This window comes from Nocardioides albidus, from assembly GCF_006335005.1.
Classification (GTDB): domain Bacteria; phylum Actinomycetota; class Actinomycetes; order Propionibacteriales; family Nocardioidaceae; genus Nocardioides; species Nocardioides albidus.
Window position 1 is genome coordinate 33,143 of sequence record NZ_VDMP01000020.1, and the last position, 20,125, is coordinate 53,267.

Here is a 20,125-nt window from a genome sequence, read left to right on the forward strand (position 1 = left end):
GCGGGCGCGAGTGCGTCGTACCCACCGCCGCGGAGCGGGCTCAGATATCGCGCCGGGACGCCGATTCACAAATTTGCATGTGGTCGGCGTGTCGAGTGGAAATTACACGATTGTAGTTACTCACGATCTCTTCCCAGGCTCGTGTGACGCATGTGAAAGTTGCTACTCGTGTGACAACTTCCCCGCCACGCACGTCTGGAGCAGAACCATGTCGCCGTACCCCACGGAGATCCCCGAGCACACGCGCCGCAGCCGGTTCGTGACCCTGTGCCAGCAGGCCCTCGCACTGGCTGTCGTCGTCGCGGTCCTCACGCCTGCGGCCCGCACGGTCACCATGGAGGTCCGCCCCGCCCAGCCGGGCGGCGTGACCCTTCCGGGCACCGTGACCCTGCAGGCCGCCACCACGCCGGTGGCCGTGCCCACGGGCGTCGTCGACCCCAAGGTCACGGAGTATCCGCTGACCGCCACCCCGAACGGCGTCAGCGGGCGCCTGGACGTGCACGGCAGCGTCAAGCAGCTCGGCGACGGCAGCGCCAAGGTGGTCAGCGACGCGCTGCCCGTCGAGGGCTTCGGCACGGTCGGCGTGACCTGGGCACACGGCGCGGAGGTCCCCGAGGACGGCATCACGGTGGACGTGCGGACCCGGGTCGGCGACACCTGGAGCGGGTGGAGCGCGGCGGAGTACCACGACGACCACGGCCCGGACCCCGACAGCGAGGAGGGCCGGGACACCCGACCCGGTACCGACCCCGTCGTCATCGGTGACGTCGACCAGGTCCAGGTCCGGGTCGCGACGACCGCCACCGCGCCGACCGACCTGAAGGTCGCCGTCATCGACCCCGGCACGCCGCAGACCACCGAGGAGGAGGGCCCCGCCCTGACCTCCGGCGGGTCGGCCGCGACCACCTCCGGCGACGAGGGTGAGCGGGCAGCGGCCGACGGCGCCATCGCGATGCAGGCCGCCACGACCGGCGCGCCGCAGCCGCAGATCTATTCGCGGGCGCAGTGGGGCGCCCCGGAGGACGCGAGCTACCAGGCGAAGTACGGCACCATCAGCGCGGGCTTCGTCCACCACACCGTGAACGCCAACGACTACCAGCCCGCCGATGTCCCGGGCATCCTGCGTGGCATCTGGAAGTACCACGTCAAGACGCGGGGCTGGAGCGACATCGGCTACAACTTCCTCGTCGACCGCTTCGGCCGGATCTGGGAGGGTCGCGCCGGCGGCATCGACAAGGCCGTCGTCGGGGCCCACACCCTCGGCTACAACGGCTACTCCTTCGCGATGTCCGCGATCGGCAACTACGAGACCGCGCAGCCCACACCCGAGATGATCAACGCGTACGGCGCGCTGTTCGCCTGGAAGCTCTCGCTCTCCGGTGTCGACCCCTCGTCGCTGAGCCAGCGGGTCGGCAAGGGCACCTTCGCGGCCATCAGCGGCCACCGCGACGCCGGCAAGACGGCGTGCCCCGGCAAGTACCTCTACGCCCAGCTCCCGACCATCCGGGCCCTCGCCGCACAGGTCCAGCAGGGCGCGAACCTCGGCCAGCTCAACGGCAACTACATCGGCTCGCCGAATCCCGACATCGTCGTCCGCAACGCCAAGAGCGGACGCCTCCTGCTCCACGACATCGACCGGAGCGGCGGTGCCTGGCGCATCGCGGCCACGGTGAAGACCAACGTGGCGGTCCCGTGGGCCAAGCAGATCCTGCGTGTCGGGGACTGGGACGGCGACGGGCTCAACGACCTGATGGCGATCCGCAAGAGCGACAGGGCGGCCGTGCTGTTCCGCGGAGCCGGCGCCGGGATGTTCCAGCCCGGCCAGGTGCTGCCCAGCAACTACGGGGGCATCAAGATGCTCGCTGCCGTCGGGGACGTCACCGGCGACCAGGCGCCCGATCTGATGGGCCAGCCGAAGGGCGGGCAGATGCAGGTCTACCCGGGCAACCGCCTGTCCGGCTTCCTCGCGGCCGTGCCCGCTGCCGGCTCGGTGCCCGGCAAGAAGCTGGTCCCCACCGGTCGTTGGAACGGCGACGGCAGGCCCGACGCGCTCGTCCGGGCCGGCTCGTCCCTGACCCTCTACACCAGCATCGTGCCGGGCGGCTGGTCGGCCGCGAAGTCGATGAAGTCGAGCGCCGGCGGCTACGACTGGATGATCGGCCTGGGGCCGATGAGCAACGGGACCAACCTGCTCGTCGTCCGCGGGAAGTCGAGCGGCCTGTTGTACGCCGTACCGAAGGCCAAGGCGAAGAAGCTCGGCTCGCCGAAGCTCCTCGGCAAGGGGAGGAAGTTCGACCTCGCGGGCTAGCCCGCGTCACCATCCGTCCTGGTCGCTCAGGCGGGGAAGCGGGCCGTGGCGTGCTCGGCGGCGTACGTCGCCTCGAGCCGCTCCGGCTCGGCCCGGGCGACCAGGACGAGCGAACCGCCCGACAGGAGCGGTTCGCAGAGGATCGCCGGCTCCGTGACGGGGTCGGCGACCGCGAGCAGGCGGCCGCCGCCGACCAGACGGGCGGCGGCCGCCTCGCTCCACAGCTGGGCCTGGGTCAGCACCCGTCCGCCCGCCTCGATGGCCGGATCGTCTGCCTGCGGCGGGTCCCAGGCCTGGAAGGCGTCAGGCTGGGACCAGATGTCGACGCCCACGTCGACCACCCCCGCCGGCAGCGGCTCGGCGAACCGCACGCCCAGGGGCAGCAGGGCGCACGCGAGCACGGCGAGCTCGGCACTGCGCGCCGACCAGGCCGGCAGGCTGTCAGGACCGCACACGACGGCGGCGAGGGCGCTGTCGGTGGGCTCGGTGACGGTGAGACCGCAGTTCCACGCGGCGCCGAGGAACACGGTGCCCAGCCAGTGCGGCGGCAGGTCGATCGCGAGGCGATCGCCGCGCTCCAGTCCGAGCTCGTCGACGAGCAGCGAGCTCGCCTTGGCCACCCAGTTGGCCCAGGTCGTGACCGACAGCTCGACGCGCTCCCCGGTGGCGTGGTCGTAGAAGGTCACCAGCGGCTGCCCCGGGTCGGTGCGCAGACGGGTGGTGAGGACGGCGGGGAAGGTGGTCGGAGGCGTCACGGGCCCGAGCCTAGGCCGCGCCCTGAGCAGGCCGAGATGGGCCGTAGGGTGCGGCCCATGGTTGACGAGATCCCCGGATTCTGGGCCGTGGTCCCCGCCGGGGGAGCCGGGACGAGGCTGTGGCCGCTGTCGCGCTCCGGCTCGCCGAAGTTCCTCCACGATCTGACCGGCTCGGGGCGCTCCCTGCTCGAGCAGACCCACGACCGGCTCGCGCCCCTGGTGGCAGACCGGGTCCTCGTCGTCACCGGCGCCGCCCACCGATCGGCGGTGCTGGACCAGCTGCCGACGCTGGCGGACGAAGGCGTCGTGGCGGAGCCCTCGGCCCGTGACTCGATGGCGGCGATCGGGCTGGCGGCAGCACTCCTGGAGAGTCGCGGTGCCGAGATCATGGGATCCTTCGCGGCCGACCACGTGATCCCGGACCCGGACGCCTTCGCGGTGGCCGTGGCCGACGCCGTCGCCGCGGCGCGTGACGGCTGGCTGGTCACCATCGGCATCGAGCCGACCTTCGCCTCGGCTGCGTTCGGCTACATCCGCCAGGGTGATGCCCTCGCCGGCCATCCGTCCGCGCGGCGGGTCGTCGAGTTCGTCGAGAAGCCGTCGGTGCCCGTGGCCGAGCAGTACGTCGCGTCCGGCGACTACCGCTGGAACGCCGGCATGTTCGTCGTGCGCCCCACCGTCCTGCTGGACCTGCTCGGCGAGCAGGACCCCGCCTTCGCGGCCACCCTGCGCGCGATCGCCGCCGAGCCCGAGCGCCTCCCCGAGCTGTGGGAGACCCTGCCGCGGATCGCCATCGACCACGCCGTCGCCGAGCCGGCCGCGGCGGCCGGCAAGGTCGTCACGATCCCCGGCGCCTTCGGGTGGGACGACATCGGCGACTTCGACTCGCTCGCCACCCTGCTCGGCGACAGCGACGCCTGCAGCGTCCTCGGCGACCCCGGCCTCACCCGCCTCATCGACGCCAGCGGCATCGTCGTTCCCGGCTCGGGACGCACGATCGCGGTCATCGGCCTCGACGACGTCGTTGTCGTCGACACCCCCGACGCACTCCTCGTCACCACCCGGGCCAGGGCCCAGGAGGTCAAGGACGTCGTCGCCGCCCTCAAGGAGAACGGCCGCACCGACCTGATTTGACGGGGCCGAGCGCGTCGCCAGTCGAGAGGGCCGCACGGTCCTCGCTGCGCTCGCGCCCATCCGTCGTGTCGGTCGTCGCGGGAAGCGAGGGCGACGGAGCGTAGGGAGCGAGGGACGAGCGACCGGAGCGGAGGAGCCGAGCCTTTCCGCGAGCCGACAGGCTTGCCGCCAGGCGGACGCAACCGTCTACCGGATTCGACCGCGCGCGCGGCAGCGCGGCGCGACGAAGGAGCGACGTCGCTCGCGCCAGCAAACGAGACGCGCTCGCGCCAGCCAACCCAACCGGAGGCCACGGCGGGAACGGCGCACGAGGAGGCGTAGGGAGCGAGGCACGAGCGACCGGAGCCGACGAGGGTGACGCTTTCCGCCGTGCCGGAGGCGTGCCGCCAGGCGGACCCGATCATCTACCGGACTCGACTGCGCGCGCGGCAGCGCGGCGCGAGGAACGAGCGACGCGCTCGCGCAGTCCAACTCAGTACGCGTACGGCTCCGGGGAGTCGGTGAACGGGTACTCGGCCATGAACTTCTTCAGGGCGGCGCCGCTGACCTTCGAGCAGTACTGCCACACGCCGTACTGCTTCTGGTTGTCGCGGTCGGCGCGCCAGTGGGTGAAGGCGATGTGCTGGCCCTTGGGGAAGGACTTGCCGGTCTCCTTGACGTCGGCCTTGGTCCAGGGGGCGACCTTGAACTTCAGGCGCTGGTTGGTGTCGTTGGCGTCCATGATCTTCGCGATCGCCCGCATGGCGGAGACCTCGGAGGAGTTGTCGTTCGCGGTGGTGTCGTACCAGAGGATCGTGTAGCCGTGCTCGGAGTTGTGGATCAGCTGCTCGAGCTCGGGGCGGGAGTCCTCGTCGTAGAAGCGGTCGCCGATGGGGGTCGGGGCGACGCCCGCGACGTTCCAGTGCGCGCCGAAGGCGGGCGGGGCCTCCGTGTAGTCCACCTGCTGGCCCTCGGGGACGTGCTCCTGCGAGCCGGACGCCTCCTTCTCGGTGACGTCGCCGCACACGCTCGCCGGGGCACCGATCTCGCCGACGCTCTTGCCGCTCCACTTCTGGTCGTTGATCGTCTGGCGGACCTTCGGGTAGAGCGCTGCGCCGATGATGACGAGGGCGACCACGACGCAGACGCCGACGATCGCCATGCCCTGGCGCTGGTCGGCACGCTTCTGCTTGCGCCGGATGTCGTCGATGACTTGGCGGCGCTCCGACTTCTCGGACTTGCTGGACTTGGCCACGTGCGGGGTACCTCGTCTTGGTCGTGAAGGGCGTGCCGGGAGCGCGCCCCGTGCGGCGAACGCGGTGAGTCTACGGAGTCACCGGACGAAACCGCAGGTCGGTGCCGACTTCGCCGGTCGGCACGCTCTCCCATCCGTGGGCGAACGCGACGATGTCGGCGGCGGCTCTCCGCTCCGGTCCCGTGCGTACGTCGTCGGCTGCTGTCGCGTGTGCGGCGATCCCGGCCCGGGCGAGGGCGTCGACGAGGTCGACGGCATCCACCGGCGCGCCGAACGGGGTGCGTGCGGAGGGCTGGGCGGCCACGGCCTGGATGACGGCCTCGCGGGCGCCGTACCCGAAGAGGTCGGCGCCGTCGGGGCGGATCAGGGAGCGGGCGCCGGGGCCGTCCACGCCGGGCGCCAGGACCAGGTCGGGGCGCCCGCGGAGGACCGCGCAGGGGCGAGCCCCGAGCTTTCCCTGGGCGAGCTCGACGGCGGAGGCGATCTCGTCGGCGACCGCCGGTGCGGTGACGGCGAGCTCGTTGCCGTGGGCGTCGACGCGGCCGGCGAAGGACTCGAGCACGGCGAGGCCGGCGGCGCCGATGGCGATGTCGGTCTGGCCCTCGCGCCACGTGCGGCCGGCCGTGTCGGTGACGACGACGCCGACATTGACGTCGCGCCGCTCGGCCACGGCCGTCCGCAGCCGGCGCGCGGACGCGTCGGGGTCGAGCGGCAGCAGGACGACGGTGCCGCGCTCGACGTTGGATGCGTCGACGCCGGCCGCGGCCATGGTCAGGCCGAGTCGGTTGCGCACGATCCGGGTCGGCCCGCGCCGCGCGACGAGGCGCTCGGTCTCCGCGTCGATCCAGGCCTCGCGGTCTCCGCTCTCGACGCGTCCCTCCGCCTTGCTGACGACCTTGCTGGTGACGACGAGGATGTCGCCGTCGGCCAGGTCGCCGGTCGGGAGGGCGGCGAGCAGCGCGGCGGCCAGGTCGTCGCCGGGCCGGATCTCGGGCACGCCGTCGGGCGCGGTGACGACGATGCCCATCAGCGGGTGGACCGCACCAGGTCGACGGCGGAGGCGGCCATGGCGGCGGTGGCGTCGTGGTCGGTCATCATCAGCGGTACGGCGGCCGCCCGGATGCCCGCCGCCTCGATCCGCGCGACCTGCTCGGCGTCGCGCTCGTCGACGAGCCAGCCGTCGAGGACGCCTCCGGCGGACCGGGCTCCGTAGTTGAGGGCGACGCCGGCGGCGCTGACCTCCACCCCGATCGCGGTGAGCATCTGCCGGGCCATGCCGCGCACGTGCGAGTCGCCGACGATGGGGGAGAGTCCGACGACCTTGCCGGGCGTGTTCCGCACGGCGTCGCGGATGCCCGGGACACCGAGGATGGTGCCGACGGACACGACCGGGTTCGAGGGCGGCAGGACGACCAGGTCGGCGCCGGCGATCGCGTCGATGACACCCGGAGCCGGCGTGGACCGGTCGAGGCCGACGAAGACGACCTGCTCGGCGGGGACCTCGGCGCGCAGGCGGACCCAGTACTCCTGGAAGTGCACGACCCGCTTGCCGCTCGCGGCGTCGGCGTCGGCGACGGCGACGTGGGTCTCCACGCGGTCGTCGGTCATCGGGAGCAGGCTCAGTGTCTCGCCGTAGGTCGGTGTGAGCCAGCGCCGGCACAGCGCCGCGGTGACCTGCGAGAGCGGGTAGCCGGCCTCCAGCATCTGGGTGCGCACCAGGTGGGTGGCGATGTCGCGGTCGCCCAGGCCGAACCAGGTCGGCTCGACGCCGTACGCCGCCAGCTCCTCCTTGGCGCTCCACGTCTCCGCCCGCCGGCCCCAGCCCCGCTCGAGGTCGATGCCGTCGCCCAGCGTGTACATCACGGTGTCGAGATCGGGACAGACCTTGAGGCCGTGGACCCACCAGTCGTCGGCGTTGTTGGCCACCACCGTGACGTGAGCGTCCGGTGCCACACCGGGTAGGGTTCCGGCGGCGATGCCGTGGAGCAGGCCCTGCAGGAAGCGGGCCCCGCCCATGCCGCCGGACAGGACGGTCAGGCTCCGCAGTGCCGGGGCTGCTGTCGAGTCAGGTGTCGATTCCACGAGGGACAACTGTGCCGTGCCCGCAAAGACGGGCGCGAACGGGGCTGCGTATAGCAGACTCGACCTTGACTGTTTGGGTATGACACGTATGTAATTCCAGAGATGTCGTTCGGGGCATCGGGTCGAGACATAAGGGGCGAAATCGTGAGGGAACTGTTCCTGGTCGAAGCGGAGTCCGACGAGCTGGGGTGGCAGGAGCGCGCGCTGTGCGCGCAGACCGACCCTGAGGCGTTCTTCCCGGAGAAGGGAGGATCGACGCGCGAGGCCAAGAAGGTCTGCCAGACCTGCGAGGTGCGCGTGGAGTGCCTCGAGGCGGCGCTGGGCAACGACGAACGCTTCGGGATCTGGGGTGGCATGTCGGAGCGTGAGCGTCGCAAGCTGAAGAAGCGAGCCGTTTGATCGAGCCTGTCTGAGGCGTGCGACGAACGAGCACGGCCCGCCCGTGCCCGGCCGAGATGTGCCCCCTTCACATCAACGGTCGTAGGGTCTGACCTCGTGTCGCAACAACCCGAGGTGGCTGTCCTCCTGGTCAGCCACGACGGCAGTTCCTGGCTGCCGGCGGTCCTCGACGGCCTGCTCGCGCAGACCGCGCCCCCCTCGCGGGTCGTGGCCGTCGACACCGGCAGCAGGGACGGCAGCGCCGACCTGATCAGCGCCGCCCTGGCCGAGCGGCTGCCCCTCGAGCAGCGCACGATGCCCGGCGACACCGGGTTCCCCGACGCCGTCGCCGAGGGCCTGCGCGTCCTGGCCGGATCGGAGCGCCCGCCCGGGTGGGTGTGGATCCTGCACGACGACGTGAACCCGGCACCCGACGCTCTCGCGGCGCTGCTCGCCGCGGCGGAGCAGCGTCCCGACGCCGACATCCTCGGCCCCAAGCTGCGCGAATGGCCCTCGCTGCGGCGCCTCCTCGAGCTCGGCGTCACTCTCAGCGGCACCGGCCGGCGCGAGACCGGACTCGAGCGCGGCGAGTACGACCAGGGTCAGCACGACGAGGTGCGGGAGGTCCTCGCGGTCAACTCGGCCGGCATGCTCGTGCGCCGGGAGGTCCTCGAGGAGCTCGGCGGCTTCGACCGGTCCCTGCCGATCTTCGGCAACGACATCGACCTCGGCTGGCGGGCCGCGGCGGCGGGCCGGACCACCCTCGTGGTCCCGGCGGCCGTCGTCTTCCACGCCGAGGCCGCCCACCGGGGGATCCGCCGCACTCCGCTGACGGGGCGCCACACCCACTTCCAGGAGCGGCGCGCCGCCCTGTTCACGCTGCTCGCCAACGGCCGCGGCGCCACCCTTCCCCTGCAGGTGCTGCGGCTGACCCTCGGCTCACTGCTGCGGGTTCTGGGCCTGCTCGGCGTGCGGGCGGTGGGGGAGGCGCTCGACGAGCTGGCGGCCCTGATCTCGGTCCTGCGCCATCCCGGGCAGGTCCGCGCGGCGCGCCGAGCCCGCCGAGCCGCCGGCTCGGGTGGCAGCGTCGATCGCGAGCGGGTACGCCGCCTCCTGGCGCCCTGGTGGGTGCCCTACCGGCACGGGCTCGACTTCGTCGGCGACCTCGTCGCGGCCGCCACCAACCAGGCCGCGGACGTCGCGGAGCGCCGCCGGGTCGCGGCGGCCGAGCGCGACGCCGCCGCCGGTCCGCCGCCGGCGCGCCACCGTGGCGAGGACGAGGAGTTCGCCGACACCGGCATCGTCGTGCGCTTCCTCACCAACCCGGTCGCCGTGGCGACCGCGATCACCGTGCTGGCGCTGCTCGTCGGTGTCCGCGACGTCGTCGGCGGCATCGCCGGCGGCGCGCTCTCGCCCGCGCCCGGCGGCGTCGGCGACTGGTGGGCGCTGCATCTCGAGGGCCGCCACCCGATCGGCTTCGGCAGCGACATCCCGGCGCCGCCGTACGTCCTCCCGCTCGCGGTCCTCGGCCTCCCCGTCGGCCCCTCGCTGCTGATGTCCCTGCTCATGGCGTTCGCGGCGCCGCTCGGACTGTGGGGCGCGTGGCGCTTCCTGCGTGTCGTCGGCCGCCTCGTGACGCCGTACGGCGCCCCGCGCTGGCTGTTGCTGTGGGGATCGGTGACCTGGGCGCTCGTCCCGCTGGTCGCGGGCGCCTGGGGTGGCGGGCGCTGGGGGGTGGTCGTGGCCGCGGCGGTGCTGCCGTGGATGGCGCACGCCGCGTTGGGCTTCGCCGACCCCGACGCTGCCCACCGGTGGCGTGCGGGCTGGCGCACCGGCCTGGCGCTGGCGCTGCTCACGGCCGTCGCGCCGCCGGCGTGGCTGGTCGTCGCGGTGCTCTTCGCTGTCCTGCTCGGCTGCGCCGTGCGACTGCTGCCCGGTGAGGCCGGGGACCGCTCGGTGTGGGGTCCGCCCGTGGCCGCGCTCGCCGTGCCGCTGCTCGTGCTCGTGCCGTGGTGGCTGCCGGCGGTGTTCGAGGGTGGACTCGGGGGCCTCGTGCTCGACGTCGGCCGGTGGCCGACGGCGGCGACCTCCGGTTGGGACCTGCTCGCCGGACGGCTCGGCGGTCTCGGCGCGCCGGCTCCGGCCGGCTGGGTGCTCCCGGCGCTGGCGCTGGCGTCGCTCCTTCCCCGCGCGACCCGGATCCCGGTCGTCGTGTGCTGGCTGGTGGCCGCCGTCACCGCCCTGGTCGCCGTGCCGCTCGGCATGACCACGATCGACATCGCCGGGCCGGTGGGCCAGCAGCCGGGGCTCGGCGCGGTCGTGCTGATGCTCCAGGGCGCCTGGATCACCGCGACCCTGCTCGGCGGTCTCTCCCTGCACCACCTCGGCGACCAGCCCAAGCCCGCCCAGGCGGGCCTCGCCCTGGCCGGCGTCCTGGGCCTGGTCACCCCCCTGGTCGGACTCGTGTGGTTCGCCGGATGGGGGCCTGCCGAGCTCGAGGACCCTCCGGCCTCGGACGTCCCGGTCTACATGGCCCAGCGGGCCGGGCAGGCCGAGCACAACGGGGTGCTGGTGCTGCGCGGCAGCAAGGACACGGGTCTGCGCTACGACGTCCACCGCGGCGACGGTCCGACGGTCGGCGAGGACGAGATCGCCGCGCTCACGCCCGAGGACCGTGACATCACCGCGACCATCCGCTCGTTGGTGACCTCGCCCGATCCCGACGCCGTGGCCCGCCTCGCCGACCTCGGCGTGCTCTACATCGTCCAGGCGGCGCCGGCCGACGGCTCGGTCGCCGCCAGCCTCGACGCGACCTCCGGGCTCGTCCAGGCCAGCTCCGAGCGCGGCACGCGGGCCTGGCAGGTCAGTCCCGAGCCCGGCCCGCTGCCGGGCCATCACGCCTGGCTGCGTTGGCTGCTCCTGGCGGTCCAGGCCGCGGCGATCCCCGTCCTGGTCGTGCTCTGCCTCCCGCCGCTGCGAAGGAACCGCGATGAGTGACACCCAGCCCCAGCCCGGCGGCCAGCCCGGCGGCCAGCCCGGCGGCCGTCGCGCGGCCGTCGCGCGCCGCCGGCGCGTCGACGTGCTCGTCGCGCTGGCCGTCACGATGCCGGCGGTCGTGGCGCTCGCCTTCGGCGCCATCGGCGACCAGGAGTCGCGGCTCGCGGGCCCGCAGCCACCGACCACGGCAGAGCTCACCTCCGCGACGGTGGTGTGTCCGGGCGGCATCCGTCCCACGAGCGCGACCCGGGTCGGCCGTACCCCTGGCGTCGCCGGTGGCGAGCTGTCCGTCCAGGTGGCCCCGCCCGACGGAGCCGAGGCATCCGCCGGAGCGCCGCTCACCGCGGGGGCCGACGGCACGGCGGTCGTTCCGGACAGTGCGGGACCGGTCGTCCTCGACGGCCGCGGGGCCGCCGCTCCCGGGATCGCCGCGGGCCGCGACGACCCGCTGGCACTGCCCGAGTGCCGCACCCCCGCCTACGACGAGTGGCTGGTCGGCCTCGGTGCGACCGCCCGCTACGCCACGACCCTCGAGCTGGTGAACCCCGACGACGGCGAGGCCGTCGTCGACGTCGCTCTGTACGGCGCCGAAGGACCCGTCGAGGAGCCCGCACTGCGCGGCATCCAGGTCCCGGCGCACGGCGTCCAGCGCGTCGACCTCGCCGCCTCGGCCCCGCGTCGTGAGATCACCGCCGCCCGCGTGAGCGTGACCCGCGGCCGGGTCGCGGTCACCGCTCGGACCACCCGCGACCAGCTCGGCCGGGGCCGGGCGACCACGGACTTCCTGCCGACGCAGGCCGCGCCCTCCACCGAGAACCTCATCCTCGGCCTGCCCGAGGGCGCCCGCGGCGCCACCCTCTTCGTGGCCAACCCCGGCGACGACGAGGTGCGCGCCCGGGTCAGGCTGGTCACCTCCGAGGCGACGTTCACCCCGACCGAGGCCCCCGATGTCTCGGTGCCTCCGCACGCACTGCAGGAGGTCGACCTCCGACCGCTGCTCGCGGGCGAGGGCGGTGCCGGAGTCGTCGGTGTCGTCGTCGAGTCCGCCGACCCGCTCGCTGCGTCCGTCCGGCTGGTGTCCCGCAAGGACCTCGTCCTCCTCGCCCCCGCGATCGCGGTGCGCGAGCCCACCGCCACCGTGCTCCCGACAGGGGAGAAGACCCTGCTGCTGGGTCATGCGCTGCGCACCGGCGTCGTGCACGTCACGTCGTACGGCGCCGACGGGTCCCTGCTCCGCGAGGATCCGGTCGAGGTCGCCCCCGACCGGGCCGCCTCCCTCGCCCTGCCGCCGGAGGCGGTGCTGGTCACGGTGGAGCCGCGCAACACGCGGATCGCCGGTGTGGTCTCGCTGCCGACCGCGGGGAGCCAGCCGGGGCTCGCGACCCTGCGGCTGCGGGCGGCCGAGACGCACGCCCGGATCCCGGTCGTGTCCCCGGAGTAGCCCGGAATCGCCCCGGAGGGGCTCACTCCTCGTCGAGGTCCGAGGGGTAGCGGGCATCGACCTCGTGGGGCTCGATGCCGAGCAGCTCGGCGACCTGCTCGACGACGACCGCCAGCACGATCGCCTCGAGGTCGGCGCGGTCGGCGGCCCGGTGCTCGAGTGGGCGGCGGAAGACGACCAGCCGGGTCGGCGTGGTGCCCGAGCCGCGCACGAGGGAGGACAGCGGCACCCGCCCCGAGTCCCAGTCGTCGGGCAGCTGGGGCGCGTCCTCGACGGCGTACTCCACCAGGCCCAGGTGCTCGGACCAGCGTGCGTCGACGTCGGTGACGATGTCGAGCATGATCCGGTCGAAGATCTCGCGCCGGCTGCGCGGCAGCGGCGGGCGGTGCCCGGTCGCGGCGAGCGGCTGCACGGCAGGGCCGCGCATCCCGCGCCCGCGGCGGTCGCGGCGCCGACGGGGGACCAGCTCCTCGGGCGCCGTCGTCGTCTCCTCCACACCCGCGAGCCTAGCGAGCGCCGGGCCGGGTCAGCGGTAGCGTCTGCGCCGTGAGGATGACGGCCAACGCGGGAGCGCAGAGCCTGCGGACCTGTTCGCGCACCGCCTGTGCGCGACGCGCCGTCGCCACGCTGACCTACGTGTACGCCGACTCGACCGCCGTGCTCGGGCCGCTGGCCACCTACGCGGAGCCCCACGCCTACGACCTGTGTGACGTGCACAGCGAGCGCCTCTCCGCGCCGCGCGGCTGGGAGGTGGTCCGGCTGCAGCTCGGCACCCAGCAGCCCGGACCCAGCAACGACGACCTGCTGGCCCTGGCCGACGCCGTCCGCGAGGCGGCCCGGCCGGTGCGGCGCGAGCCGGTCGAGGCGCCCCGCGAGCCGGGACGCGAGGTGGCCCGCAAGGGGCACCTGCGCATGCTCACCACCGACTGACGTCGCCCGGACCTGGCCGACGGGGGACATGGCCTAGGGTCTGCCTCATGGCCAGCACGACCAGTCCGGACAACCTGAGCAGGGTCTTCAAGGCCTATGACGTGCGCGGTCTCGTCGGCGAGCAGCTCGACGAGTCCCTGGCCCGGGCCACGGGTGCGGCGTACGTCGAGGTGCTGGGCGTCGACGCGATGGTCATCGGCTACGACATGAGGCCGAGCTCGCCGTCGCTGGCCGGCGCGTTCGCGGACGGCGCGACCTCCGCGGGCGCCGACGTCACCATGATCGGGCTGGCCTCGACCGACCAGCTCTACTTCGCGTCGGGCCACCTGAACCTGCCGGGCGCCATGTTCACCGCGAGTCACAACCCGGCGGCGTACAACGGCATCAAGATGTGCCGCTCGCTCGCGCAGCCGGTCGGCGCCGAGAGCGGCCTCGCCGAGATCCGCGACCGGGTCGCCGCGGGCGCGGCTCCGGAGGCCCCCGGATCCAGGACCGGGTCGATCAGCTCCCATGACGTGCTCCAGGCCTACGCCGCCCACCTCCTGACGCTCGCCCCGGTGACCGGGCGCCGGCTGAAGGTGGTCGTCGACGCCGGCAACGGCATGGCCGGCCACACCGCGCCCGCCGTGTTCGGGCGCCTCGCCGACCAGGTCGAGATGGTGCCGCTCTACTTCGAGCTCGACGGCACCTTCCCCCACCACGAGGCGAACCCCATCGAGCCGGAGAACCTGGTCGACCTGCAGAAGGCGGTCCTGGCCGAGGGCGCCGACATCGGCTTGGCCTTCGACGGCGACGCCGACCGCTGCTTCCTCGTCGACGAGCGGGGCGAGCTGGTCTCCCCGTCGACCCTGACCGCGCTGATCGCCTCCCGAGAGCTGGCGCGGGAGCCCGGCTCCACGGTGATCCACAACCTGATCACCTCGCGAGCGGTGCCGGAGATCGTCACCGAGCTCGGCGGCGTCCCGGTCCGCACCCGCGTGGGGCACTCCTACATCAAGGCCACCATGGCCGAGACGGACGCGATCTTCGGCGGCGAGCACAGCGGACACTTCTACTTCCGCGACTTCTGGCGTGCCGACTCCGGCATGCTCGCCGCGCTGCACGCGATGGCGGCGCTCGCCGAGTCCGACCGCCCCCTCTCCGAGCTGCTCGCGGCCTACGCCCGCTACCCCCTGAGCGGCGAGATCAACAGCACCGTCGCCGACCAGGACGCGGTGCTCGCCGCGCTGGAGGCGACGTACGGCGGGCTGGAGGGGGTCACCATCGACCGGCTCGACGGCCTGAGCGTGAGCCACGACGACTGGGCGTTCAACGTGCGCGCCTCGAACACCGAGCCGCTGCTGCGGCTCAACGCCGAAGGGAAGGACGAGTCCACCATGACCCGAGTCCGCGACGAGGTCCTCGCGATCATCCGGAGCGAGCGGTGAGCGCCGCCGTCTCGCCGGAGCTGCTGGCGATCATCGTGTGCCCCGACTGCAAGGGCGAGTTGACGCTGAGCGAGGTCCCCGACCTGACCTGCGGCGGTTGCGGGTTGGTCTATCCCGTGCGGGACGGCATCCCCGTCCTGCTGGTCGACGAAGCCCGCAAGCCGGCCTGACGACGGGGAGGGGCGGCGATGGTGTGGTTCGACGAGTCCCGGCTCGACGACGAGGTGGCTCTCGCGTCGGCCGACCTCAGGCTGCGGACGCTGGCCGAGTCCGGCTCCCGGGTGCGTCGTGAGGTCGACGGCTGCAGCGAGGCGGTCGCCCAGGCGGTCTCCCGCTCGATCGACTCCCGTCCCCGCGCGGTGATCGCGGCGGGACCCGACTCCCGCCTGCTGCGCGCGGTCCTGGAGCCGTTCTGTCCGGTGCCCTTCGTGGCCTGGCCCTCACCGGCCCTGCCCGGCTGGGCCGGCAGCCTGGACCTCGTCGTCGTCCTCGCCCCCGAGGGTGGCGACGCGGGGACGGCGCTGGCCGTCGCCGAGGCGGCCCGGCGCGGCTGCCAGCTCGTCGTCGCCGCCCCGGCGGACTCGATCGTCGCCGAGCACGCGACCGGACGCTGGACCACGCTGCTGCCGACCACGACCGGCGACCAGCTCGCCACCGCCGTCGCGATGCTGTCCTTCCTCGACCAGGTCAACCTCGGTCCGGACGCCGAGCCGGAGGCGGTCTCCGACGCCCTGGACGCGGTCGCGATCGCCTGCTCGCCGAATCGTGACATCTCGATCAACCCGGCCAAGATGCTCGCCATCTCGTTGGCCGACGCCGCGCCGCTCGTGTGGGGCGGCTCGGTCCTCGCCGCGCGCGCCGCGCGCCGCATCGCGGAGTCGATCCGGCGTACGTCGGGACGCACGGCCCTCGCCGGCGACGCCGAGCACCTCCTGCCCGTCGTCGAGGCCGCCCGGCCGCGCAACGTCTTCGCCGACCCGCTCATGGACGCCGACGGCGGCGACCGGCGGCCGGTGCTGGTGATCCTCGACGACGGGGTCGACGACCCGGTCGTACGCGACCAGCGCCAGCGCCTCGAGGACGCCGCCCGCAACCGCGAGGTCCGGATCGAGCACGTCGCCGCGTCGGAGGCCACCGGCGAGGTCGCGCGCTACGCATCGCTGCTGCTCAGCGGCACCTACGCGGCCGAGTATCTCCGCCTGGGGCTCGTCGAGGACTGACCCCGCCCCGTCCCCCCGGGTTGTCAGACACTTGGTGTCCTCCCGGGAGGTTCGGGTACCAAGGATGCGTGGCCTCACCTACTCGGGATCCGTGGCTCGACAACGCCAAGATGGGTCTGATCGTCCTCGTCGTCGTCGGGCACATGCTCGCGCTCCTGCCTGAGGACGGCCCCGGCGGCCACCTCTACGACTTCGTCTATCTGTGGCACATGCCGGCCTTCGTGTTCCTGTCCGGCTACCTGTCCCGGGGCTTCGCCTACAGCCCGGCTCGGCTGTGGCAGCTGGTCACCATGCTGCTCGTCCCCTATCTGGTGTTCGAGGGTGCACTGGCGTGGTTCCGGATCAACGTCGGCGGGGAGCGGGTCGACCAGCTCTGGAGCGACCCGCACTTCCCGATGTGGTACCTCCTCGCGCTGGTCGCGTGGCGGCTGGTCACCCCCGTGTTCCGCGCGCTGCCCGGGGCGTTCGCCGTGGCCGTCGTGGTCTGCGTGCTCGGCGGCTTCCTCCAGGGGCAGTGGATGTGGTGGCTGGACGCGCCGCGGATCCTCGGCTTCCTCCCCTTCTTCGTTCTGGGCCTCAAGACGACGCCCGAGGCGCTGGAGTGGCTGCGCGGGCGCGCCCCCGCCGTGTTCGGTGCGGGCGTCTTCGGCGTCCTCGCCCTGCTCGGCGTCGGCCTCACCGACTGGGCTGACCGGCTGCACCTCTACTACCGGCCCTACGAGCTCATCGACCAACCGGTCGCCACCGCCGTGGTGACCCGTCTGCTGGTCATCGCCGCCGGCGTCGTGGGTGCCCTGGCGTGGCTGACTCTGGTGCCCCGGGTCGGCGGGTGGTTCACCCGGATGGGTGCCGCCACGATGATCGTCTACCTCTTCCACGGGTTCGCGGTGAAGGAGCTGGAGTTCCTCGGCTTCGTCACCTGGGCGCACGACCGCCCCTGGCTCGGCCTGCTCGCCGCCGTCGCCAGCGGTGTGGGTGTCGCCCTGCTCCTGGCAGCGCCCCCGGTACGACGGGTGCTCGCCTACGTCGTCGACCCGTTCGACGTCGCCCACCGGCGGGTCCGGGAGGCGGTCGAGCTGACCACCGTCGTCCACGAGCAGGAGCAGGCGACGGCGGCCCGCGAGCCGGTGCCGGCCGGGCGGTAGCCTTCTGGGCATGCCTCTCCTGACGGACCGACTGCCGTGAGCGCCGGACTGTTCGGCCTCCTCGACGACGTCGCCGCGATCGCGAAGCTGGCCGCCGCATCGGTCGACGACGTCGGCGCCGCCGCCGGCCGGGCGACGACGAAGGCGGCCGGCGTGGTGGTCGACGACACGGCCGTGACGCCGCAGTACGTCCATGGTCTCGCCGCCGAGCGCGAGCTCCCCATCGTCAAGCAGATCGCGATCGGGTCGATCCGCAACAAGCTGCTGATCATCCTCCCGGCCGCGCTGCTGCTCAGCGAGTTCCTGCCCGGGCTGCTGCCGATCATCCTCATGGTCGGCGGCACCTTCCTCGCCTACGAGGGCGCGCACAAGGTGTGGCACCTGTTCTCCCGCCACGACGACCACGACGTCCCGGTGGCGGAGATCAGCCCGGAGGCGGAGCGGCAGATGGTCGCCGGAGCGATCCGGACCGACCTCATCCTCTCGGCCGAGATCATGGTCATCGCCCTCGACGAGGTGGCCGAGGAGAGCTTCTGGGCCCGGCTCGCGATCCTTGTCGTCGTCGCGGTCGCGATCACCATCGCCGTCTACGGCGTGGTCGCGCTCATCGTCAAGATGGACGACGCCGGACTCAGCCTCGCCCAGCGCCCGTCGGCGCTCGCGCAGCGGATCGGTGGGGGACTGGTCGCGTTCATGCCCCGGCTGCTCTCGATCATCTCGATCGTCGGCACCGTCGCCATGCTGTGGGTCGGCGGCCACATCCTGCTCGTCAACGTGCACGAGGTCGGCTGGTGGGACGCGCCGTACGAGTGGGTCCACGGCATCGAGCACGACATCTCCCACGAGGTGCACGGCGTGCTCGGCAGCACGCTCGCCTGGCTGGCCAACACCGGCATCTCCGCCGTCATCGGCCTCGTCGTCGGATCGGTGGTCGTGGCGATCGTGCGGGTGCTGCCGTTCACGGGCGACAAGGACCCGATCGAGCGGTACGACGACGGCGAGCCCGCCGCGCACTGACCGCTCGACCGAGCCTGCGCGTCACACGGCCGGCAGCGTGACGGTCGCGTCGACGGCCGCGGCGAGCTCGCGGCCCTTCGTCTCGAAGTGATGGCGGAAGTAGGTCGTGTGCTCGGCGTGCTCGTGGAAGTGGTGCGGCGTCAGCACCGCCGAGAACACCGGCACGTCGGTCTCCAGCTGCACCCTCATCAGCGCGTCGACCACGGACGAGGCGACGAAGTCGTGACGGTAGATGCCGCCGTCGACGACGAGGGCAGCGCCCGCGACCCCGGCGTACCGTCCGGTGCGGGCGAGGCGTCGTACCTGGAGCGGGATCTCGAACGCTCCCGGCACGTGCACGACCTCCACCGCGTAGCCGCGCTGCTCGAGCTCGGCGGTGAAGCTGGCCACGGCGACGTCGACGATGTCGGCGTGCCAGCGGGCGGCGACGACGGCGACGGTCCGGTCGTGGGTGGGGGCGGTGGGTGACATGGGCTCTCCTGTTCGCGTGTCACCCAGGGCGTGACGACGCGCACGGAGCCCGTCGCGTTCTCTTCCGTCCGGACTGTGACCGTCGGCTCCGGAGTCGCACCGGATCTGCTGACCCGGCTCGGTCACGGGGACCGGGCCGGCGCTCGCGGGCTCGGCCGCCCCGGATCGGCCGGGACGCCCTCACCGCCGGTGGGGAGTTCCACCCCGCCCTGAGAACGTACGGCGACAGCGTACTGCCCGCGCCCGGCCCGGTGGGTGAGGTGCCACCCGACCCTGGCACAGCTGGTGCGACGGGTTGGGTGGCTTCGAGGCTCCTCGCTGCGCTCGTCGCACCTCAACCACCGTCACAGTCCTGGCTCCGGGAGGCAGGATTTCCTCTGTGCACAGGCGGGCTTCCGGCGTCGGGTTTGTGTCGTACCCCCTTGGGACGATTCCGTCATGGATCTCGGAACCCAGCCCCGGACGACAGCAACGCTGCTGTCGCGGATCGGGGACGGGATCCGAGCCCGCAACGACCTTCTGATCGAGGAATGGGTCGCCATCACCGAATGGGCCTCCGATCACATCGTGACCGGACCGGAAGGTGCCGCGACGATCACCGAGGGCTACCTCGACACCGGCATCCCGATCGCAGGGGACGGCGCACCATTGGTGTCGGAGTTCGCGTTGATGGAGCTGATCGCGGTCCTCGGCCGGACACCGGACGGTGGGAAGGCGTATGTCGGGCGGGTCATCGAGTGTGCCTGGAGGTTGCCGAACGTCTACGACGCCGTCCTGGCGGGGAGGTTGGCGCCGTGGCGGGCCGAACGGATCGCCGACCTCACCCGCCTCCTGAGCGCGGAGGCGGCGGCGTTCGTGGACCGGCAGCTGTCCGACGCCACCGGGGTCGGGTGGGCGCAGCTCGAGCGGCTCGTGGCCGAGGCTGTGTTGCGGTTCGACCCTGAGAAGGCCGAGGCCGAACGCCAGCAGGCAGCCGATCGGCGGCATTTCGACATAGGTGAGGTCGACGAGCACGGACTCGTCCACGTCGACGGGCTCATGGATGCGGCGGACGGGCACGACCTCGACCAGGCCGTCGCCCGGCGGGCCGAGGTCCTCGGCCGGCTCGGGGATGACTCGTCGCTCGATGTGCGGCGGTCGAAGGCCGCGGCCGAGATCGCCCGCGCCGAGCTCGCGCTCGACCTGCTTATCCCCGACCCCGACACCGGTGAAGTCGTCGCCACCGTGCCGGGCCGCAGGATCGTGTTGAACGTCCACATCACCGAAACCACCCTCACCGGGCAGACCCCGGTCGGCAGTTGGGAGGAAGGACGCTGCCCGCTCAGTAGCGCGCAGATCCGCGAATGGCTCCGCACCCGCCAGACCACCATCATCGTGCGGCCCGTCATCGACCTGGCCGACCACGTCCCCGTCGGCTCCTACGAGATCCCCGACCGCCACCGCATTCGCGCCGCACTGCGCGACCAGACCTGCCGGTTCCCGCACTGCACCCGCCCCGCACAACGCTGCGACATCGACCACCACCGTCCCTACGCCGAGGGCGGACCGACCTGCCCCTGCAACGAAGTCGCCCTCTGCAGACGGCA

The 20,125-nt window shown here is 73.0% G+C and carries 18 protein-coding genes and 1 riboswitch; of the genes, 12 read left to right on the plus strand and 6 right to left on the minus strand.

What is annotated here, in order from left to right:
- Positions 1-208 precede the first annotated feature (208 nt).
- Positions 209-2,308 carry an N-acetylmuramoyl-L-alanine amidase gene (locus FHP29_RS06870; protein ID WP_139622128.1) on the plus strand — a complete coding sequence of 700 codons (2,100 nt, stop codon included), beginning with the start codon at positions 209-211 and terminating at the stop codon, positions 2,306-2,308.
- A gap of 26 nt (positions 2,309-2,334) precedes the next feature.
- Here FHP29_RS06870 and FHP29_RS06875 read toward each other — a convergent pair whose 3' ends face one another.
- Positions 2,335-3,063 (minus strand): TIGR03089 family protein, encoded by a 729-nt coding sequence (locus FHP29_RS06875; RefSeq protein ID WP_139622129.1) that lies wholly within the window; start codon positions 3,061-3,063, stop codon positions 2,335-2,337.
- A gap of 57 nt (positions 3,064-3,120) precedes the next feature.
- Between FHP29_RS06875 and FHP29_RS06880 the strand changes: the two genes are divergently transcribed.
- Positions 3,121-4,197 (plus strand): mannose-1-phosphate guanylyltransferase, encoded by a 1,077-nt coding sequence (locus FHP29_RS06880; protein ID WP_139622130.1) that lies wholly within the window; start codon positions 3,121-3,123, stop codon positions 4,195-4,197.
- Between the two features lie 472 nt (positions 4,198-4,669).
- Here the strand turns inward: FHP29_RS06880 and FHP29_RS06885 are convergent, their stop codons facing one another.
- The 3 genes from FHP29_RS06885 to cofD all read right to left on the minus strand — a co-directional run bounded on the left by FHP29_RS06885 (position 4,670) and on the right by cofD (position 7,513).
- Entirely contained in the window at positions 4,670-5,431 is a 762-nt protein-coding gene (locus FHP29_RS06885) for a DUF3105 domain-containing protein (RefSeq protein ID WP_240044364.1), read from the minus strand.
- Between the two features lie 70 nt (positions 5,432-5,501).
- A complete protein-coding gene (cofE, locus tag FHP29_RS06890; protein ID WP_139622131.1) occupies positions 5,502-6,458 on the minus strand; it encodes a coenzyme F420-0:L-glutamate ligase in 957 nt (318 codons plus the stop codon).
- A complete protein-coding gene (gene cofD, locus FHP29_RS06895) occupies positions 6,458-7,513 on the minus strand; it encodes a 2-phospho-L-lactate transferase (protein ID WP_275669428.1) in 1,056 nt (351 codons plus the stop codon). Before cofD ends, cofE begins: the two co-directional genes overlap by 1 nt.
- Positions 7,514-7,657: 144 nt before the next feature.
- Here cofD and FHP29_RS06900 point away from each other — a divergent pair, with 144 nt between their 5' ends.
- From FHP29_RS06900 to FHP29_RS06910, 3 genes are all read left to right on the plus strand, one after another.
- Complete coding sequence (locus tag FHP29_RS06900) at positions 7,658-7,912, plus strand: WhiB family transcriptional regulator (RefSeq protein WP_205013926.1); 255 nt, start codon at positions 7,658-7,660, stop codon at positions 7,910-7,912.
- Positions 7,913-8,008: 96 nt separating this feature from the next.
- A complete protein-coding gene (locus tag FHP29_RS06905; RefSeq protein WP_139622133.1) occupies positions 8,009-10,888 on the plus strand; it encodes a glycosyltransferase family 2 protein in 2,880 nt (959 codons plus the stop codon).
- Positions 10,881-12,329, plus strand: a complete 1,449-nt coding sequence (locus FHP29_RS06910; protein WP_139622134.1) for a DUF5719 family protein — start codon at positions 10,881-10,883, stop codon at positions 12,327-12,329. Before FHP29_RS06905 ends, FHP29_RS06910 begins: the two co-directional genes overlap by 8 nt.
- Positions 12,330-12,351: 22 nt before the next feature.
- Here FHP29_RS06910 and FHP29_RS06915 read toward each other — a convergent pair whose 3' ends face one another.
- The gene (locus FHP29_RS06915; RefSeq protein WP_240044365.1) at positions 12,352-12,825 is read right to left on the minus strand and encodes a metallopeptidase family protein; all 474 of its coding nucleotides are present in this window, start codon (positions 12,823-12,825) and stop codon (positions 12,352-12,354) included.
- A 56-nt stretch (positions 12,826-12,881) separates the two neighbouring features.
- Between FHP29_RS06915 and FHP29_RS06920 the strand changes: the two genes are divergently transcribed.
- The 6 genes from FHP29_RS06920 (at position 12,882) to FHP29_RS06945 (ending at position 18,068) form a co-directional block, all read left to right on the plus strand.
- Positions 12,882-13,259 (plus strand): DUF3499 domain-containing protein, encoded by a 378-nt coding sequence (locus FHP29_RS06920; protein ID WP_139622283.1) that lies wholly within the window; start codon positions 12,882-12,884, stop codon positions 13,257-13,259.
- 47 nt (positions 13,260-13,306) lie between these two features.
- Complete coding sequence (locus FHP29_RS06925) at positions 13,307-14,686, plus strand: phosphomannomutase/phosphoglucomutase (RefSeq protein WP_139622135.1); 1,380 nt, start codon at positions 13,307-13,309, stop codon at positions 14,684-14,686.
- The gene (locus FHP29_RS06930) at positions 14,683-14,856 is read left to right on the plus strand and encodes a Trm112 family protein (protein WP_139622136.1); all 174 of its coding nucleotides are present in this window, start codon (positions 14,683-14,685) and stop codon (positions 14,854-14,856) included. Before FHP29_RS06925 ends, FHP29_RS06930 begins: the two co-directional genes overlap by 4 nt.
- An 18-nt stretch (positions 14,857-14,874) precedes the next feature.
- Positions 14,875-15,906 (plus strand): SIS domain-containing protein, encoded by a 1,032-nt coding sequence (locus tag FHP29_RS06935; protein WP_139622137.1) that lies wholly within the window; start codon positions 14,875-14,877, stop codon positions 15,904-15,906.
- A gap of 68 nt (positions 15,907-15,974) precedes the next feature.
- Positions 15,975-17,051, plus strand: coding sequence for an acyltransferase family protein (locus FHP29_RS06940; RefSeq protein ID WP_139622138.1), 1,077 nt, complete (start codon positions 15,975-15,977; stop codon positions 17,049-17,051).
- Positions 17,052-17,087: 36 nt separating this feature from the next.
- Positions 17,088-18,068 carry a DUF808 domain-containing protein gene (locus FHP29_RS06945; protein WP_139622139.1) on the plus strand — a complete coding sequence of 327 codons (981 nt, stop codon included), beginning with the start codon at positions 17,088-17,090 and terminating at the stop codon, positions 18,066-18,068.
- Between the two features lie 21 nt (positions 18,069-18,089).
- Here the strand turns inward: FHP29_RS06945 and FHP29_RS06950 are convergent, their stop codons facing one another.
- Positions 18,090-18,539 carry a 6,7-dimethyl-8-ribityllumazine synthase gene (locus FHP29_RS06950; protein ID WP_139622140.1) on the minus strand — a complete coding sequence of 150 codons (450 nt, stop codon included), beginning with the start codon at positions 18,537-18,539 and terminating at the stop codon, positions 18,090-18,092.
- Between the two features lie 52 nt (positions 18,540-18,591).
- Positions 18,592-18,760: riboswitch (FMN riboswitch) on the minus strand.
- A 217-nt stretch (positions 18,761-18,977) separates the two neighbouring features.
- Here FHP29_RS06950 and FHP29_RS21605 point away from each other — a divergent pair.
- A partial coding sequence (locus FHP29_RS21605; RefSeq protein ID WP_158296501.1) for an HNH endonuclease signature motif containing protein occupies positions 18,978-20,125 on the plus strand: 1,148 nt, incomplete at its 3' end.

Coding starts and splice junctions, on each gene's coding strand:
- FHP29_RS06870 (WP_139622128.1), top strand. CDS start 209: ATGTCGCCGTACCCCACGGAGATCCCCGAGCACACGCGCCGCAGCCGG.
- FHP29_RS06880 (WP_139622130.1), top strand. CDS start 3,121: ATGGTTGACGAGATCCCCGGATTCTGGGCCGTGGTCCCCGCCGGGGGA.
- cofE (WP_139622131.1), bottom strand. CDS start 6,458: ATGGGCATCGTCGTCACCGCGCCCGACGGCGTGCCCGAGATCCGGCCC.
- FHP29_RS06910 (WP_139622134.1), top strand. CDS start 10,881: ATGAGTGACACCCAGCCCCAGCCCGGCGGCCAGCCCGGCGGCCAGCCC.
- FHP29_RS06920 (WP_139622283.1), top strand. CDS start 12,882: ATGACGGCCAACGCGGGAGCGCAGAGCCTGCGGACCTGTTCGCGCACC.
- FHP29_RS06925 (WP_139622135.1), top strand. CDS start 13,307: ATGGCCAGCACGACCAGTCCGGACAACCTGAGCAGGGTCTTCAAGGCC.
- FHP29_RS06935 (WP_139622137.1), top strand. CDS start 14,875: ATGGTGTGGTTCGACGAGTCCCGGCTCGACGACGAGGTGGCTCTCGCG.
- FHP29_RS06950 (WP_139622140.1), bottom strand. CDS start 18,539: ATGTCACCCACCGCCCCCACCCACGACCGGACCGTCGCCGTCGTCGCC.